This window comes from Corynebacterium sp. HMSC08D02 (assembly GCF_001807505.1).
Taxonomy (GTDB): domain Bacteria; phylum Actinomycetota; class Actinomycetes; order Mycobacteriales; family Mycobacteriaceae; genus Corynebacterium; species Corynebacterium pseudogenitalium.
The window spans coordinates 111,387-128,372 of sequence record NZ_KV789255.1 but is presented as its reverse complement, the minus strand read 5'-3'; the positions used below and the strand labels follow the sequence as shown (position 1 = coordinate 128,372).

Genomic DNA, 16,986 nt, shown 5'->3' with positions numbered 1-16,986 from the left:
GCCCGCCAACCGGCGGGCTCGTTTGACATATATAGGGAAGGTTTTTACCTGATGGCGCAAACTCAGCAGCAGTACATCACCCCGGAGATGAAGGCCAAGCTTGAAGCTGAGCTTCAGCAGCTCATCGACAATCGCCCTGTCATCGCAGCCGAAATTAACGAACGCCGTGAAGAAGGCGACCTCAAGGAAAACGCTGGCTACGACGCCGCGCGTGAGCAGCAGGACCAGGAAGAAGCTCGCATTAAGCAGATTTCCGAACTGCTGGCTAACTCCACCACGGAGCGCTCCGGCATCGTCGAGGGTGTAGCCCACGTAGGTTCCGTCGTGCACGTCTACTACAACAATGACGAAAATGATAAGGAAACGTTCCTGATCGGTACCCGCGCGGCTTCGACGGACAACGAGGACCTGGAGACCTACTCGGAGAACTCTCCGCTCGGCGCAGCCGTAGTCGGTGCTTCCGAGGGTGAAACCCGCACCTACAACGCCCCAAATGGCCGAGAGATTTCGGTAACAATCGTCTCCGCAGAACCGTATGATTCTGTTAAGGCTTCCACGCCACGGGCGAAGTAGCCTGTCTACGCCATCGGCGTTATCCGTGATCGCTGACATTGAAGGAATTCCTGTGAATAAGTTCTTTTCCCGCAAGCTAGTACTCACCAGCGTGGTCGCACTCGGTGCTGTGGGCTTGACTGCCTGCCACCCACCACACCAAAACCCGTCGGACCTGAAGGTTGATACGGCACAAAGCCAGGACCCAACTTCGCTTCCTGGTGAGCGCGCGAAGGCAACCCCGACGAACGTAACCGATGCAGCAGGCGCTACCTCTGAGGCTGCAGTCACCGAGACTGTCACCGCTATGGGTGCTTCGGACAAGACCCCACTGGTCAATAACTGCGGCAGCGTCGGCCTTGAGCGTCCAGCTTCGCTGACTCTCAACTGCAGCGACCAGAACGATTTCCTCCAGGACATCGTGTGGGATACCTGGTCTGAGCAGCTCGCGCAGGGCACCGCTACCCGCACCACGGTCAATCCGAACCGCGAAATCGAAGATGTGCAGGTTGTCCTGGGCAACCCAGACATCGTAGATGGTGTGCTCGTGTTTAAAACCATCACCGTTGACGGCACGTCTATCAACCCTGAGGGTGCACGCTAAGTACGCTGAATACAGCAATTAGCTCCCTGCCCCGGCCCAGCGATGTTGTTGGCCGGGGCGCTTTTGAGCGCAACTAGACAAAAATACCCGGCCTCACAGTCGTGGGGCCGGGTATTTATTGCAGTGAGCGCGTGCGCTATCGCTGTTGGAAGTAAGACAGCAGGCGCAGGATCTCGGTGTAGAGCCACACCAGAGTCACTGCCAGGCCAAGTGCAACGCCCCAGGCCGCCTGCGATGGGGCGCCCATGCGCACCAACTTATCGGCGACGTCAAAGTCCTGCAGGAACGCAAGTGCGCCCAGCACGATGCAGACCAGGCTAAACACGATGGCGATGGTGCCACCACCGCGAAGCGGATTCATGCCTGTAAAGATGCTCAACAAGAGGTTGCCGACAACCAGGATGAGCACGCCGAAAATGGCTGCGGTGAGGATCCGATTAAACCGCGGGGTAACGCGAATGGCACCGGTGCGATAGACCACAAGCATGCCCGCGAAGACACCGAAGGTGCCCAAGATCGCCTGGAAGATTAACGCGCCTGCGTCCGCGCCGGCGACACTGAACTGCCCGGTGATGGCGAATGAGAACCCACCAAGGAACAGGCCCTCAGCAGCCGCGTACGCCAGGGTAATAACTGGGGAACCGTACTTTTTGCCAAATGCGTGAATCATCACGAGGACGAAACCGGCGACGGCACCGACCAGCGTCAGAATGCTGGCAATGGAGCCGTACCCACCGAGGTACAGTCCGAAGTTAATTACTGCAAAGGCGACAATTACGGCAAGGGTAATGCCGGTTTTAGTGACAACGTCGTCAACCGTCATTGGACGGTCCTCAGACACGGTGCCCGCCGATGCACCCATGGGTGCTTGCTCGTACGGGTTCGCGGCACCGTACCCCTGGTACCCAGTGCCACGTTGGGAATCTACTCCCTGCAGAGTTTTCAATACAGGGTTGTTGCTACTCACGGACCCCTGATCCTTTCTTTTGAGAACAATCGTTCACCTACTCCAACGCACTGGGTGTTGTTTTAGTTCCATGCGCCCAAAGAATTTGTCCGGATCACGCCACTGAGCGTGGCCTCTGCAGCAATCTGCACCACAATTCATGTCCATCTTTCTGGCAGCGCTATACTTCTGTACGTTTGTCGCACTCCAGGAAGGTCGCCATCCCATGCCGCCCCCAATATCAGGTTCTCACCGCTATGTCCCCGCCCTCGACGGGATCCGAACGCTAGCGGTCATGCTGGTTATCGCGTACCACCTCAACCTCCCTGGGTTCAGCGGTGGCCTGCTAGGCGTGGGCGTGTTCTTCACCCTCTCGGGGTACTTGATCACGCTTAACCTCATGCGTGGGCACTACCGGGATAACTCGCTGCACCTGAAGACGTTTTGGGTCAGGCGTTTCCGCCGTCTCATACCTGCGATGCTGACCACAGTGTTGGCAGTCGTGATTCTTTCCGTCGCGTTCGATGCGGGCAACCTTCGTGACCGCTCGTTTGAAGCGTTGAGCTCCATTTTCTACGTGAACAACTGGCATAACATCGCCGTCGGTTCATCGTACTTCGATCAGTTCAATGGCCCCGGTCCGCTGGACCATATGTGGTCACTGGCGATCGAGGAACAATTTTATCTCTTGTGGCCGCTGTTGCTGTGGGTGCTGCTGAGGGTGTTCCGTCGTGGGTGGATTGTCGCCGTCGTGACCACGGTGCTCGCCGGAGCTTCCTTTATCTGGATGTGGGTGCTCGCTGATCCTTCTATCGACGCGACTCGCGTCTACGAGGGCACCGATACCCGCGCGGGCGGGCTGCTCCTCGGCGCGGTCTTAGCAATCGTGGTTTCCTCACGGAAGCACGCCGGTAAGAACATTGGTTCCTCCCCTGTTCTGAGCACCGTTGTTGGCACCCTCGGCTTCGGCGGCATCTTCGCGCTGAGCATGCTCGTCGCGCAGGAAAACATGTTCTTGTACAAGGGTGGGATCCTGCTTCTGAACCTTGCGTCAGTTGCTGCTATCTACTCAGTCATTGGGGCGCGCGGCCCCTGGACGACCATTTTCAGCTGGGAGCCGCTTCGCTGGATCGGCGAACGCTCCTACGGTATTTACCTGTGGCACATGCCGGTGATTTACTTCATGCCGGATGCGTGGTTGCAGGATCACCGCGTGTGGTCCTCCATCCTCGTGTTTGTGCTTTCGACTGCACTTGCTGCGCTGAGCTGGACCATGTTTGAGAACCCAATCCGTCGCAATGGCGTGTTCGGGCCCCTGAAGCAATTCCGCGCACACCCGTTGGAGGCACTCCGCCCGATCACGCTTGGTTCGACGATTACGCTCGCCGCAATCATTGCAATAGGCATCCCGGCTGTGTTCGCCATGGATACCTCGAAGCCGAACACCACCATGTCCCTGCCTCAGGATGCGCAACGCGGAGGCACGCGCGACCATCGCGAGGGAAAGGACAAAGCCAAGGAAACTGAGGAAAGCTTGACGACGTCCGCCTCTGAGAAAGCTTCATGGGAGGACCAGCCTTCGGACGTGAAGATGAGCTGCGAGAAGGTCATCCACGTCGGCGATTCCACCTCGATTGGCATGTTCGATATCAACCAGCTTCCTGAAGGCGCGGTCACTGCGATTGACCGATACTTGGACGCTGGCGCAAGCGAGGTAGATACGAGCGTGTTTGGCGCTCGCGCGACGAATCAGGGATTCAACGGCAACGGAGAGAACTACCCGTCTGCGATTGAGTCCGTGCAGCAACTGCTCGCCCAGGGTGCAGCTGACGATGGCACCTGCTGGGTCATCGCCACCGGCGTGAACGACGCCGCCAACGCAGACGCTGCCCGCTCCTACGGCTACGACCCCACGGGTGAGTTGGAGGCAAACATCCGCAAGATGCTTGACCTGTTGGAGGGCTACCGCGTGATGTGGCCGACAGCCGCAACGGGTAACCCGTCGAATGGCTACTACGCCAACGAGAACATGGACGAGTTCAATGTTGCATTGCGCAAGGTTGCGAAGGAGCGTCGAGACGTAGTCGTCTACGACTGGGCGAGCGAGGCGCGCTCCAACTTGGATTGGTTCCTCGCAGACGACGAGGTGCACTACAACGCCACCGGCAATGACATCCGTGGCAAGCACTTTGCTGCCGCACTTGCTCACGCGTTCCCGAAGGATATCCCGGTAGACGCCATCCCAACGGACGCGGAGGTGACTTCCAAGGGGCCGAAGCTATAGTTTTGGGCATGGCCACTTGGAAAGAAATTGTCGCTGCAAACCCTGACCACTCCGAGAATTACGCCCAGCGGTGGCGCAACTTCGTGCAACAGGGCAAAGATATCGACGGGGAGGCCCGGCTTATCGACGCCCTCTCCGCCCGCCACTCCCGCATCCTCGATGCAGGGTGCGGGACTGGTCGCCTTGGCGGCTATCTGGCAAAGCGTGGACATATCGTCTTCGGTGTGGACATCGACCCGGTGCTGATCGGGTACGCGAAGCAAGACTTCCCCGAAGCAACTTGGGTAGTTGGCGACCTTTCCGCCGATCCGATCGAGGTCCGCGATATCGATATTGCGGTCTCGGCAGGCAACGTGATGGGGTTCCTCGCCGTCGACGGTCGCAGGCCCGCGCTTGAGAACATCTTCCGAACGCTACGTCCGGGCGGACGGTTCGTCGTCGGCTTCGGGCGTGGGCGCGGATGGGAGTTCGACGACTTCCTCACCATGTGCCACGAAGTCGGGTTCCAGCCACAGCACCAGTTTGCGAGCTGGGACTTGGAGCCGTTCACGGAGCAGTCCGGGTTCTTGGTTGCTGTGTTGCAAAAGCCAAAGGTTGATGAGCAGGCCGTTCGCTCGTTAACGAACCTACTCTAATAGTTCGCTGGCCCGACCTTACTGAACAAGGTTGACGCGATTCGCCATCCGTTGGCTACCGCCAGACGTGTAGAAGTGCACCGAGTTGTTCTCGTCTTCGGGGTGATCGCACCACATGTCACGGCCATCGCTGCCCATCTTGCACACCATCGGGTAGGTTTCGCCGGTGACGGGACTCGTCACCGAGATATCAGCCCGCGGCACCGCGTTCACGTTGGGGTTCGCCGCTACGTAGCGCCAGGTTGCGGCGTAGGCGACGTCGAAGATCTCAGCTGCAAATTCGCACGATGTTGCGGGTCCCGCCTTGATTCGGTCGCCGAACTCAGTGGTGCCACACTCCCCTCCTACTTGACCAGTGTTGATGGAGTGGCGCGTTGAAAATGTATGAGTCTCGGTATCCTCGGAGGCGCTGGTTGGGGCGGCGGTGTCCTCCGCGTGTGAATCTGTGGTGGTGATTGTTTGGGTGATCGTGGCCGGGGCTGCATCGTTGCTGCTGGAGCTCGAACCACTGTCACCGGAACAACCCACAACGCCCAAACAAGCGACTGCGATCATCCCGACTGCTGCGTATTGCTTCATTGCTTCCTCAAGGTCTTCGGAGAAAAGGGGTGCCCACAGCATAGCCGATAGGAACACAAAAGGTCCCGCTACCTGTAGGTATGCGGGACGTTGCGTTGTGCCCCCAGTGGGACTCGAACCCACACTGAATTGATTTTAAGTCAACTGCCTCTGCCGATTGGGCTATAGGGGCGCACGGGCCCATAGTACAGGCAGCACCGGGAAAACTCCCAATAGGCACCACCGGACAAAGCCCGGTAGAAACCGCTACTGGCTCACACTGATGATGCGTTTCTTTTTCCTGCCACCGTCGCCATCGGACTCACCAGTAACGGAGATCTTCTCGGCATCGAAAATGTCCGCGATGAAGTCGGCGACCCACTGCAGCAGCTCCATGTCGCGCAGGTTTGGCTGGTTGATGCCTTTGCCTTCACGTGGCATTGGTACCTGCAGTGTCTTTGCCGCAGCACGGTAATTCGCTCCCGAGTACAGGCGCTTCAACCTGACTTGCTTCGAGTCTGGCAACTCCACGGGGTGGAACTTGATCCTCGTGCCTTGAGTCAAGATATCCGAGATTCCAGCAGTTCGAGCCAAGTGGCGCACGCGTGCAACCGCGAAGAGGCGCAAGACCTCGGTCGGAAGTGGTCCGAAGCGGTCGATCATTTCCTCGGCAACCTTGCGCAGGTCCTGCTCATCGCGGGCCTCGGCAAGTTTTCGGTACACGTCCAGGCGCAGGCGCTCGGCGTTGATGTAGCTTTCGGGGATGTGGGCGTCGACAGGCAGATCCACTCGGATCTCCTTCGGGCCCTGGTCTGTCGCGTCGACGACTTCGCCGGTCATGAGCGCCTTGTACGTTTCGACGGCCTCCCCGACCAGCCGGACGTACATGTCGAAGCCAACACCTGCAATGTGGCCGGACTGCTCCGCGCCGAGCACGTTGCCGGCACCGCGCATCTCCAGGTCCTTCTGCGCGACAGCAATGCCGGCGCCGAGGTCGTTGTTCTGTGCGATGGTCGCAAGTCGGTCGTAGGACGTTTCGGTGAGTGTCTTCTCTTTCGGGTACAGGAAGTACGCGTAGCCGCGTTCGCGGGAACGCCCGACGCGCCCGCGCAGCTGGTGCAGCTGGCTCAGACCCATGTTCTGCGCGTTCTCCACGATCAGGGTGTTAGCGTTGGCGATGTCCAGGCCGGTCTCCACGATGGTGGTGCAGACAAGCACGTCGAATTCGCGGTTCCAAAACCCTTGGACTGTCTGCTCAAGCTGCTGCTCACCCATCTGCCCATGCGCGACCACGACGCGGGCCTCGGGTACGAGTTGCCGCAGGGAGCGCGCCGTCTTCTCAATATCGGAAACGCGGTTGTGGATATAAAACACCTGGCCGTCGCGGAGCAGTTCGCGTCGAATAGCTGCCGCAACCTGCTTCTCTTCCTGCGGGCCAACGTAGGTCAGCACCGGGTGGCGGTCCTCCGGAGGAGTCGTGATCGAGGTCATCTCGCGGATGCCCGTCAGGCTCATCTCCAGGGTCCGCGGGATTGGCGTCGCGGTCATCGTGAGCACGTCGACGTGACTCTTCAGGGCCTTGATGTGCTCCTTGTGCTCTACGCCGAAGCGCTGCTCCTCATCCACAATGATGAGGCCAAGCTGCTTCCAGAACACGCCCGTCTGCAGCAGACGGTGTGTGCCGATCACAACGTCGACGGAACCATCCGCCACCCCTGCCATAATCTCCTTAGCTTCCTTCGCTGAAGTAAAGCGCGACAGCTCGCGAACGGTGACCCCGAAGCCGTCCATGCGCTCGTTGAACGTGGAGTAATGCTGCTGGGCAAGAAGCGTCGTCGGCACAAGCACCGCCACCTGCTGTCCGTCTTGCACTGCCTTGAACGCGGCGCGAACAGCAACCTCGGTCTTTCCGAATCCCACGTCACCGACGATCACGCGGTCCATCGGTGTCGGCTTCTCCATGTCCTCCTTGACCGCCTCAATGGCAGCGAGCTGGTCCTCCGTTTCTACGAACGGGAACGCGTCCTCCATCTCGTGTTGCCACGGCGTGTCTGGGCCGAAAGCGTGGCCCGGCGCGGCCTGACGCTTAGCGTAAAGCTCAATGAGTTCGCCGGCGATCTCACGTACGGCGGCGCGCGCCTTGCGCTTGGTGTTCTTCCAGTCGGAGCCGCCCATCTTGGACAGCGAAGGCTTCTCGCCGCCGGTGTATTTGCTCAGCAGGTCGAGGGATTCCATCGGCACCCAGAGCTGATCGCCGGGCTGGCCGCGCTTAGCTGGTTGGTATTCCAACACGATGTACTCGCGCCGGGAGGCTTCGTCACCGGTTTTGATGGTGCGCTCGGCCATCTTGATGAACTTGCCGATGCCATGCGTGTCATGCACAACAAAATCACCGGGAGTCAGCGCGAGTGGGTCCACCCGGTTCCGGCGCCGCGGGCGGCGCCGCTTCGCGCCAGCGATGTCGCCGACGCGGTTGCCGGTCACGTCGGTTTCTGTCACTACCACGAGGTTGGGTCCGGGGAACACGAGACCTGCATGTGAAAGGGACTGGTAGACCGTGACCGCGCCATCGACGGGTTCCAACCCAGGGGTGGCGATGCGCGCCGAGATACCGTGCTCCCTCAGTCGCTCCGCCATGCGCTCAACGGTGCCCTTCGCTGGCGCCACGAACGCTACCTTGCCCCCGTTGGTTTGCACGTGCAGTTTCAACGTCGCGTAGAGCTGCTCAATTGCTTTGGGCTCGCCCTTCGGTGCGGGTGCAGCCTCGAATTCCAGCGGCAGCGTCATCGCATCATCGGCGGCAAACATGCCTGGAGGTGCGAATGTCCACCACGCGTTGCCCGCGTTGCGTGCCGACACTTCCAACGACTCGAACGAACGGAACGAGGACGCCGATACGTCCAGCCCCTCCACAGCAAGCGGGCCCTCCGCACCCATCGCCGCGGCCTCCCACCCAGCTTCCAAGAATTCCTGGTCCGTGGCTTCGAGGTCCGCGATACGGGTGCGCACCTTTTCAGGCCCAGAGACGAACACAATGCTGCCCTTCGGCATGAGCTCCGGCAGCACCGAGTACTTCGCGTCGCTGAGCACCGGGATGAGTACCTCTTCCCCATCGGCGTGGGTGTGCTCAGAGATCCGCGTGAGCAGCTGCACCAGCGTGGTATTCGACGGGTTCGTGCGGGCAAGCTCATCGGCGCGTTTGGCCACGCTGGCGTCGATAATTAACTGGCGCGCCGGAAAAAGCTCGACGGATGTGAGCTCCTCGATGGTGCGCTGGTCGGCGACGGCGAAGCTTCGGATGTCGGTGACTTCGTCGCCCCAGAACTCGAGGCGCACTGGGTACTCGGCGGTGGTCGGAAAGATATCGATGATGCCACCGCGCGTGGCGAACTCCCCGCGCTTTGCCACCATGTCGACGTGCTCGTAGGCGAAGTTGACGGCTTGTTCGGTCAGCTCCGTGAAGTCCCACTCGGTATCGACTTTCACTGTAATCGGCTCCACCGCGGGCAACACTGGCTGGCAGAAGGCGCGCGCCGAGGCGACGATGACCTGGGGCATCTCCCACAGCACCTTCGCACGGGCACCCACGACATCAGGCGCCGGCGACAACCGCTCGTGAGGCAGCGTCTCAAAAGCGGGGAAGTTGGCGACCTTGCCCTTTCCGAGCATCGCCTGCAGTTCAGCAGTCAGATCCTCCGCCTCGTGGCTCGTTGCTGTCACCAACAGCACCGGAACCTGGCGAGCCAGCGCACCCGTAGCCCACGAACGAACCTGGTCAATTCCAGTCACGTGCAGCGAGTCGACGCCGATGTTGCCCACCAAGCCCTTAAGCTTCGGGTCGGTAAGCGCCATAGTGAGCAAACCACCCAACGCAGGCGCCTGAGCTGTCTGTTCTTCCACTACTGTTCCTCCACTTCGTTCGTCATGATGCGGGGCTGTGCCTCCAACCCGCTCAACCCGTTCCAGCACAGGTTCGAAATGTGCGCCGCGACCGTCGCCTTATCCAACCGCGTATCGACGCCCCGTTGGTCCAACCACCACAACGCCGTATTCGACACGGTCCCAACCAGCGCCTGCCCGTACAGTGCCGCCACCGAAGCATCGAGGCCGCGGTGCTCAAACGCACGCTCAAGCAGGTAGGACACCTCCGCAGTTACGCGGTTCAGCACTGTCGAGTACGTTCGTTCACGTCCGAGGATCCTACCGTGCACCAGGATGATAAACCCATCAGTTTCCTCATCGATGTACGTCAGCAGAGCCAACACGCCATTATCAATGCGCTCTCGCCAGCGTCCGTTCTGGATCACTTCGACAATCGTGCGCTCGAACCGCGCCATCTCCTGCGAAACGACGGCGTCGTACAACCCGGTCTTACTGCCAAAGTGTTCGTACACGACGGGCTTCGACACATCTGCACGCAGCGCAATCTCCTCCATGGAGATTCCATCAAATCCACGTTCTGCAAAGGCAGCGCGACCAATTGCGAGCAACTGGTCCCTGCGCTGCGTTCTTGTCATTCGCTGCCGAGCCATGCATTCTAGCTTAGAGCCCACCCCGGGCATCACCCCGACAGCCCGTAAACTGCCAGCTCATCACACTTTTTAACATTTCGTGAGGTTTCGGTTACACTAGGTCGAGTAATTCCCCATGGTGTAATCGGCAACACTACGGTTTTTGGTACCGTCATTCTAGGTTCGAGTCCTGGTGGGGAAGCTTTTTATTGCCCCCGCTACCTGGCGCTTTGCCTGGGTTGGGGGTGTTTTTCGTTTTCCAGCGGGGTGAACTGTGGGGCGTTTGAGGGCGTTTGTGGGGGTTTATGTAGTCAAAATGTAGTCACGAAACTGCACGATTGACTCCGTTTACCGGAAAAGCTATATTGAAATTGCAGTGGCGGCGCTGAAACACGCGTACCGCGCTAATTCCGGCGGCCAGAGCAAAGCATTGTTCTGGCCGCTGAGCTATCTCGAAGGAACCGCCATGCTCATAGCCTACCTCGATGAATTCGGACACCAGGGCCCCTACATCCGACATGACCATAAAAAGTTTAATACACACCCAGTATTTGGTTATGCCGGGTATTTGATACCGTCGCACAGCGTTCGGCAATTTGGTGGCTATTTTGAGTACGTAAAAGAACAGCTTCTTGACTGGGAAATTACGCAAGCTAATGCGCATCCAAGACGGTGGGAAAAGAAGGGATCAGCACTCTTTACCACCGCGAATATCCGCGAGTACAAGGATGAAATCAACCCAGCGACTAAGAGGCTGTACCGAAAACTGGGAAATCTTGGTGGTCAACTCTTCTTCTTTGGACAAGAGAAGCCAATTGGCCCAGTCAGCGTCACTAAAGAGACTTCTCAAGAGCGCGAGGAACATTGTTTGATCCAAGCCATCAATAGGCTTGGCAGGATAGCGACGAAAGCCAATGAAGAGCTGCTGGTCATCATGGATGCAACTGATACGGACAACCGTGAACGTGCGGTCGCAACACTTGGCAAAACTATTTACAGCAAAACCAACAAAGATAACCGCAGCATCATTGAAGTTCCGATTCAGGCCGACAGTCACTTATACGGAACTATCCAGTTTGCTGACTGGACGTGTGCGTTGCTCGGACGGCTCACAGACTACCACTTCGCAGAACGGTCACAATTTGCTTGGTCGGTCGACCTCTGTAGAGATGTGTTCAAGCGCTGTTCGCCCTCCAGCAACTCGATTATTTGGAGCAATTCAACCGATCACTCATTGAAGTGCTCTCCAAAGCATCTAATAAACACGACAAAGTTTTGGGAAATCGCTGCGGAGCACGAAGCCAGAAACAAACGCCGTATGCAAGGCAACCAACAAATGCTGCAGCGCATCGTCTCGGCAGGTTCCCCTGACTTACAACGGAAGTTAGACGCCATTCGCGGAGGCAAAGCTTCCAAGTAATTCTTAAACCTTTTCAGGTCGTGGTCTTCCTGGAACTTAGCCTAGTGGTGATGCCCCTCCGGCATCGGCCGCAGGTTCGCCTTCTGCCCAGGCTCAACCATGACGAACTGCCCCATCATCCCTTCATCTTCGTGGAAGAGCATGTGGCAGTGGTACATGTACGCCAAGGTCGGATCCGGGTGCCAGCCGAACTCCACAATGAGGGTGACGGTTGACAGTGGCGGTACATAGATCGTGTCGTGCCAGCCTTCGGTGAAAGCAACCTCGCCGTTGTCCACCTTGTCCACCAGGAACCTGGCATTGTGTACGTGGAAGTTGTGCGGCCAGTCGGAGTTCTCGTTGGTGACGTGCCAGACTTCGGGGCCATTGTGGTCGATGACAAAGTCGACGCGTTCCATATCCATGGATTGCTCGTTGATTTGGAAGCCGTTAAGCCGGAACTCGCGCTCCGGTGCTCCGCTGACATCAGGACGCACCACGGGGACGAGCTGTGCCGGTAGCGCGTCGAGTGCGGTGTCGTGTTCCGGCGCTGCGATCTCGAGCAGGTCGAAGGTGTCTTGCAGGCCAAACCCGTTGGCGACTTCCTCGTCAGGCAGGCCTCCCCCATTGGGGACGCCGTCGCTGCGCAGCATCAGGTCCTTGCCCTCCTCAAGGTCGACGATGATCTCTACCCGCTCGCCAGGGCTCAGCAGTACCGCGTCGGCTTCGATGGGGGCGTCGAGAAGCCCCTGATCTGTCGCGATGATGTTGAACGGCACGCCGAGGCTGAGATGGTGGAAGCGCATCGTTGCACCGTTGAAGATGCGAAGTCGAACACGGCTTGTCGACGCCTCAAAGCGCGGCTTCGTGATACCGTTCACCAGCGGCGTTGTCCCGAGGAGGCCATAAGTTGGGTCGATGGTTTCGTCGAGTTGGCCGTCCTCGGTGAACTTGGCATCGGTGATGATGACGGGGATGTCGTCGACGCCGTACTCCTGCGGCAGGCCGAGTGCATCGGATGCGTCGTCGGCGATAACGATGCCTCCAGCGAGGCCGCGGTAGGCGTGCAGGGCGGAAATCTCGTGCGGGTGCGGGTGGTACCAGCAGGTGGATGCGGCCTGCTCGACCTGCCATGTCGGCTCCCAGCTCGTGCCTGGATCGAAGATGAGCGCTGGACCGCCGTCCGCCGCCGCGGGCAAGTGCAGGCCGTGCCAGTGCACCACCGTGGGCTCGTCGAGCGCGTTGTTCACCTTCATCTCAATGGTTTCACCCTGCCGCATGTAGAGCGTGGGCCCAAGCCAGGGGCCATTGAAGCCCCAGGTCTTCGTCTTGGTACCTGGCACGATCTCGTACTCGCCTTGCTGCGCGGTCAGCTCAAAACTGCGCGTGGTGCCATTGAGTGTGCCTTGCTCCAGCGGCGGGATAGGAAGCGGGCGGGCTTCGGCCTCAGCGCCTTCGGGCGTCGCCTGGCCGGAGCGTACCCCTCCCGGGCCTTCCCCGGCGCACGCCGCCAACAGCGCAACCTGCGTAAACAGTGCGCCTTTAAAGAATGTCCTTCTACTGATGACGTTGCGGTGAGCGCGTGCCGAAGCCATGGGTTCTCCTCTTTCGAATGCGTAAACTCTGCTGCCGACCCTACTATCTTTGGTATGACGTCTCACGAGGAGTACAACGCACGCAGATTCGTGTGGGCCAACGGCTTGCAGGGAATCGGTGACCAAATCGTTGCTGCAAAGACAGTATTACCGTGGCTGTTCACAGCTGCCGGGGTACCAGCCCTGTTCACGGCATTCTTGGTACCGATCCGCGAATCAGGCTCAATGCTGCCGCAAGCCGCGCTGAGCCCCTGGGTCACGTCGCAGCGTTCGCGAAAATGGGTGTGGTTGGTTGGTTCGTGGGGCCAGGCCGCATCAGCAGGGCTGATCGCGCTCTCTGCGGCGCTGCTCAGTGGCGCTGCCTTAGGCGTTGCGATTGTCATCCTGCTTGCAGCGCTCTCGATCTTCCGTGCGCTGTGTTCAATCTCAGGCAAAGATGTGCAGGGACGAACCGTATCGAAGGGTCGCCGTGGTCTCATCACGGGGCGGGCTACCGCGCTGTCTGGCGCCGTCACCCTCGCGATTGGTGTGCTGTTCGCAATTCTCCCGAATGACCTACCTCGGTGGGTACTCGTGACGCTCCTTGCGGCGGGCGCCTCCACGTGGGCGTTCGCCTCCCTAGTTTTCCGCACCATTAAGGAGCCTGAAGAGGAACCCTCGGAGGCCTCCAGCAAGGGGTGGGCACGCCAAACGTGGGACCTGATTAAGGACGACAGGGACCTGCAGAAGTTCCTCATCGTTCGCTCCCTCATGCTGGTCACCGCCTTATCGACGCCATTTATTGTCGTGCTGGCCCAGCAACAGGGCACGAACCTTTCCTCACTCGGCGGCTTCATCCTGGCATCGGGTGGCGCAGCACTCGTTGGTGGAAAGGTCTCCGGTATGTGGGCGGATAAGTCGTCGAAAAACGCGATGGCCTGGGCCGCTGGCGCCGCATCAGTCGTGCTCGTGCTCTTGGTGATGTCCGGGCACTGGCTTACTCCCGAGGTCAACCGCTGGATCATGCCAATCGGGTTTTTCCTGGTCAACTTGGCACACACGACGGTGCGCGTGGGCCGAAAGACCTACCTCGTGGACATGGCGGAGGGCGATCGCCGCACCATGATCACGGGCGCAGCGAACACAGCGATGGGCATCGTCCTGCTGATCGTCGGTGCGATCTCATCAGCGATTTCGACCCTCGGACCTGAGGCAACGCTGCTGTTCCTAGCCTCGGTCGGCGCGGTGGGTGTGTGGCGCGCGGCAGGTTTGAAGGATGTGTCTGCAAACTCGCGCGCGTAGCGCGTTATGCTGTTGTGCAGTTGGTTTTATACCTCATTCACCGATGAATTAAGGAGTACCCGTTCAGTGGTAAATCATCCTGAATGCGCCGTCGTAGTCCTCGCCGCAGGTGCGGGCACGCGCATGAAGTCCAGCATCCAGAAAACACTGCACGAGATCGGCGGACGCAGTCTGCTCGCGCACTCGCTGCACGCAGCCAACGCGGTAGGCCCGCAGGAGCTCGTCGCGGTTGTCGGCCACCAGCGCGACCAGGTCTCCCCCGCCGTCGATGCTATCGCCGAGGAGATGGGCCGCAGCATCAAGCAGGCAGTGCAGGAGGAGCAAAACGGCACGGGCCACGCGGTACAGTGCGGGCTTGAGGTCATCCCTGACTTCGAGGGCACTGTCGTTGTTACGAACGGTGATGTGCCGCTGTTGCAGCCATCAACAATCACCGAGCTTATCGACGCCCACAAGGCCACCAGCGCCGCCGTCACCGTGCTGTCGCTCGAGTTCGACAACCCAACTGGCTACGGCCGCATCATCCGCGACGCTTCCGGCAACGTGTTGGAAATCGTGGAGGAAAAGGACGCTAACGAGGAGCAAAAGAAGGTCCGTGAGGTCAACTCCGGCGTGTTCGCCTTCGATGCCGCGGTCCTGCGCGATGCGCTGACCCGCATCGACGCCAACAACGCGCAGGGAGAGCTCTACATCACCGACGTACTCGGCATCGCGCGCGGCGACGGCAAGGCCGTCAGCGCCTACGTGGCGAAGGACCCTCGCGAGTTGGCCGGCGTGAACGACCGCGTGCAGCTCGCCGAGGCCGGCAAGGAACTCAACCGCCGCTTGGTCGAGCGCGCCATGCGCGCCGGCGCCACTGTCGTCGACCCTGCTACGACCTGGATCGGCGTGGATGTTGAGATCGGCCAGGACGTCATCATTCAGCCAAACACGCAGCTGTGGGGCTCAACCGTGATTGGCAACGGCGCGACCATCGGCCCAGACACCACCTTGACGGACATGGAGGTCGGCGAGGGTGCACAGGTTGTCCGCACGCAGGGCTCCCTCTCCGTCATCGGGGCGAACGCGAACGTCGGCCCATTCACCTTCATCCGCCCAGGCACCGAACTTGGCGCGAATGGTAAGCTCGGCGGCTTCGTCGAAGCCAAGAACGCAAAGATTGGTGAAGGCTCAAAGGTGCCACACCTGACCTACATTGGCGACGCCACCGTTGGCCGCGAGTCCAACATCGGCGCATCGTCTGTGTTCGCCAACTACGACGGCGTCCAGAAGCACCACACCACGATTGGCGACTACTGCCGAACTGGCTCGGACACGATGTTCGTAGCGCCAGTAACCGTAGGCGATGGCGCGTACACTGGCGCAGGTACGGTGGTAACAAAGGATGTGCCGGCGGGTGCGCTGGCCATCAAGGAGGGCCATCAGCGCAACATCGAAGGTTGGGTTGAGGCCAACCGCCCGGGTACGGACGCAGCGAATGCTGCAAAGAAAGCACGCGAGAACTAAAGGATCACCATGACTGGATATTCCACGGAAAGCCAAAAAGACCTCAAGCTATTTACTGGACGCGCCCACCCTGAGCTTGCGGAGGCCGTCGCAAAGTGTCTGAACATCGAGTTGGTACCGACCACCGCGCGCGATTTTGCGAATGGTGAAATCTTTGTCCGCTTCGAAGAGTCCGTGCGTGGCTCGGACTGCTTTGTGATGCAGTCGCACGCACAGCCACTGAACAAGTGGCTGATGGAGCAGCTCATCATGATTGATGCACTCAAGCGTGGTTCCGCAAAGCGCATCACCGCGATTCTGCCGTTCTACCCGTACGCCCGCCAGGACAAGAAGCACCGCGGCCGCGAGCCTATCTCCGCCCGCCTGGTTGCTGACCTGCTCACCGCTGCCGGCGCGGACCGCATCGTGTCCGTGGATCTGCACACGGATCAGATCCAGGGCTTTTTCGATGGCCCGGTCGACCACATGCACGCTCAACCAATCCTGGTGGACTACATCAAGTCCAAGTACCCGATGGACAACCTCGTGGTGGTCTCCCCTGACGCTGGCCGTGTGAAGTCGGCTGAGAAGTGGGCCAATATGTTGGGTGATGCCCCGATGGCGTTCGTGCACAAGACTCGAGACATCGACGCCGCGAACAAGGTCGTCTCCAACCGCGTTGTCGGCGACGTCGACGGCAAGGACTGCATCCTGATGGACGACATGATTGATACCGGCGGCACCATCGCAGGTGCGGTCGGCGTGCTGAAGAAGGCCGGCGCGAAGTCGGTCGTCATCGCGTGTACCCACGGTGTCTTCTCTGACCCGGCACGTGAGCGTCTGAGCGACTGTGGCGCGGAGGAAGTGATCACGACCGATACGCTTCCGCAGAGCACCGAAGGCTGGAAGAACCTCACCGTGCTTTCCATCGCTCCGCTGCTGGCAAAGACCATTCACGAGATTTTCGAAAATGGCTCGGTAACAACCCTCTTCGAGGGACAGGCATAGCCTTACGCCTCACTTTCGGGATCTCCCCCCTTGCGCGCTTCCCCGCGAAGCGGCGTCAAGGGGGTTCTTTGTACACACCCAACGGTTGTCTGACACACGCAATTGATTAATGTGTGAAGAAACCTCCG

13 protein-coding genes and 1 tRNA gene are annotated in these 16,986 nt (G+C 59.6%); 8 read left to right on the top strand and 6 right to left on the bottom strand.

Annotated elements, in window-relative coordinates; translation table 11 throughout:
• The first annotated feature begins 51 nt into the window (after nucleotides 1-51).
• Both greA and HMPREF3170_RS09545 read left to right on the top strand, forming a co-directional pair.
• A complete protein-coding gene (greA, locus tag HMPREF3170_RS09550; protein WP_070362764.1) occupies nucleotides 52-573 on the top strand; it encodes a transcription elongation factor GreA in 522 nt (173 codons plus the stop codon).
• 52 nt (nucleotides 574-625) lie between these two features.
• Complete coding sequence (locus HMPREF3170_RS09545) at nucleotides 626-1,156, top strand: hypothetical protein (protein ID WP_070362765.1); 531 nt, start codon at nucleotides 626-628, stop codon at nucleotides 1,154-1,156.
• A 136-nt stretch (nucleotides 1,157-1,292) separates the two neighbouring features.
• Here HMPREF3170_RS09545 and HMPREF3170_RS09540 read toward each other — a convergent pair whose 3' ends face one another.
• Nucleotides 1,293-2,123: a Bax inhibitor-1/YccA family protein gene (locus HMPREF3170_RS09540; protein ID WP_070362766.1), complete on the bottom strand. Its 831-nt coding sequence runs from the start codon at nucleotides 2,121-2,123 to the stop codon at nucleotides 1,293-1,295.
• A gap of 205 nt (nucleotides 2,124-2,328) precedes the next feature.
• On the opposite strand from HMPREF3170_RS09540, the gene HMPREF3170_RS09535 reads away from it, so the two are divergent.
• The gene (locus tag HMPREF3170_RS09535; RefSeq protein WP_070479322.1) at nucleotides 2,329-4,386 is read left to right on the top strand and encodes an acyltransferase family protein; all 2,058 of its coding nucleotides are present in this window, start codon (nucleotides 2,329-2,331) and stop codon (nucleotides 4,384-4,386) included.
• An 8-nt stretch (nucleotides 4,387-4,394) separates the two neighbouring features.
• Nucleotides 4,395-5,021, top strand: coding sequence for a class I SAM-dependent methyltransferase (locus HMPREF3170_RS09530; RefSeq protein ID WP_070362768.1), 627 nt, complete (start codon nucleotides 4,395-4,397; stop codon nucleotides 5,019-5,021).
• A gap of 18 nt (nucleotides 5,022-5,039) precedes the next feature.
• Here the strand turns inward: HMPREF3170_RS09530 and HMPREF3170_RS09525 are convergent, their stop codons facing one another.
• The 4 genes from HMPREF3170_RS09525 to HMPREF3170_RS09510 form a co-directional block, all read right to left on the bottom strand.
• The gene (locus HMPREF3170_RS09525; RefSeq protein ID WP_141742270.1) at nucleotides 5,040-5,600 is read right to left on the bottom strand and encodes a hypothetical protein; all 561 of its coding nucleotides are present in this window, start codon (nucleotides 5,598-5,600) and stop codon (nucleotides 5,040-5,042) included.
• 98 nt (nucleotides 5,601-5,698) lie between these two features.
• A tRNA-Leu gene (locus HMPREF3170_RS09520) sits at nucleotides 5,699-5,772 on the bottom strand.
• 74 nt (nucleotides 5,773-5,846) lie between these two features.
• A complete protein-coding gene (gene mfd, locus HMPREF3170_RS09515; protein ID WP_083290968.1) occupies nucleotides 5,847-9,431 on the bottom strand; it encodes a transcription-repair coupling factor in 3,585 nt (1,194 codons plus the stop codon).
• 47 nt (nucleotides 9,432-9,478) lie between these two features.
• Complete coding sequence (locus tag HMPREF3170_RS09510) at nucleotides 9,479-10,111, bottom strand: TetR/AcrR family transcriptional regulator (RefSeq protein ID WP_070362771.1); 633 nt, start codon at nucleotides 10,109-10,111, stop codon at nucleotides 9,479-9,481.
• A gap of 355 nt (nucleotides 10,112-10,466) precedes the next feature.
• Here HMPREF3170_RS09510 and HMPREF3170_RS09505 point away from each other — a divergent pair, with 355 nt between their 5' ends.
• Nucleotides 10,467-11,510 carry a DUF3800 domain-containing protein gene (locus HMPREF3170_RS09505; protein WP_070362772.1) on the top strand — a complete coding sequence of 348 codons (1,044 nt, stop codon included), beginning with the start codon at nucleotides 10,467-10,469 and terminating at the stop codon, nucleotides 11,508-11,510.
• Between the two features lie 41 nt (nucleotides 11,511-11,551).
• On the opposite strand, the gene HMPREF3170_RS09500 is transcribed toward HMPREF3170_RS09505, so the two are convergent.
• Nucleotides 11,552-13,084 carry a multicopper oxidase family protein gene (locus tag HMPREF3170_RS09500; RefSeq protein WP_070479318.1) on the bottom strand — a complete coding sequence of 511 codons (1,533 nt, stop codon included), beginning with the start codon at nucleotides 13,082-13,084 and terminating at the stop codon, nucleotides 11,552-11,554.
• Nucleotides 13,085-13,138: 54 nt separating this feature from the next.
• On the opposite strand from HMPREF3170_RS09500, the gene HMPREF3170_RS09495 reads away from it, so the two are divergent.
• The 3 genes from HMPREF3170_RS09495 to HMPREF3170_RS09485 all read left to right on the top strand — a co-directional run bounded on the left by HMPREF3170_RS09495 (nucleotide 13,139) and on the right by HMPREF3170_RS09485 (nucleotide 16,858).
• Nucleotides 13,139-14,365 (top strand): MFS transporter, encoded by a 1,227-nt coding sequence (locus tag HMPREF3170_RS09495; RefSeq protein WP_070479316.1) that lies wholly within the window; start codon nucleotides 13,139-13,141, stop codon nucleotides 14,363-14,365.
• A gap of 66 nt (nucleotides 14,366-14,431) precedes the next feature.
• Nucleotides 14,432-15,871 (top strand): bifunctional UDP-N-acetylglucosamine diphosphorylase/glucosamine-1-phosphate N-acetyltransferase GlmU, encoded by a 1,440-nt coding sequence (gene glmU / locus HMPREF3170_RS09490; protein WP_071573299.1) that lies wholly within the window; start codon nucleotides 14,432-14,434, stop codon nucleotides 15,869-15,871.
• Between the two features lie 9 nt (nucleotides 15,872-15,880).
• A complete protein-coding gene (locus HMPREF3170_RS09485) occupies nucleotides 15,881-16,858 on the top strand; it encodes a ribose-phosphate diphosphokinase (protein WP_070362775.1) in 978 nt (325 codons plus the stop codon).
• Nucleotides 16,859-16,986 lie beyond the last annotated feature (128 nt).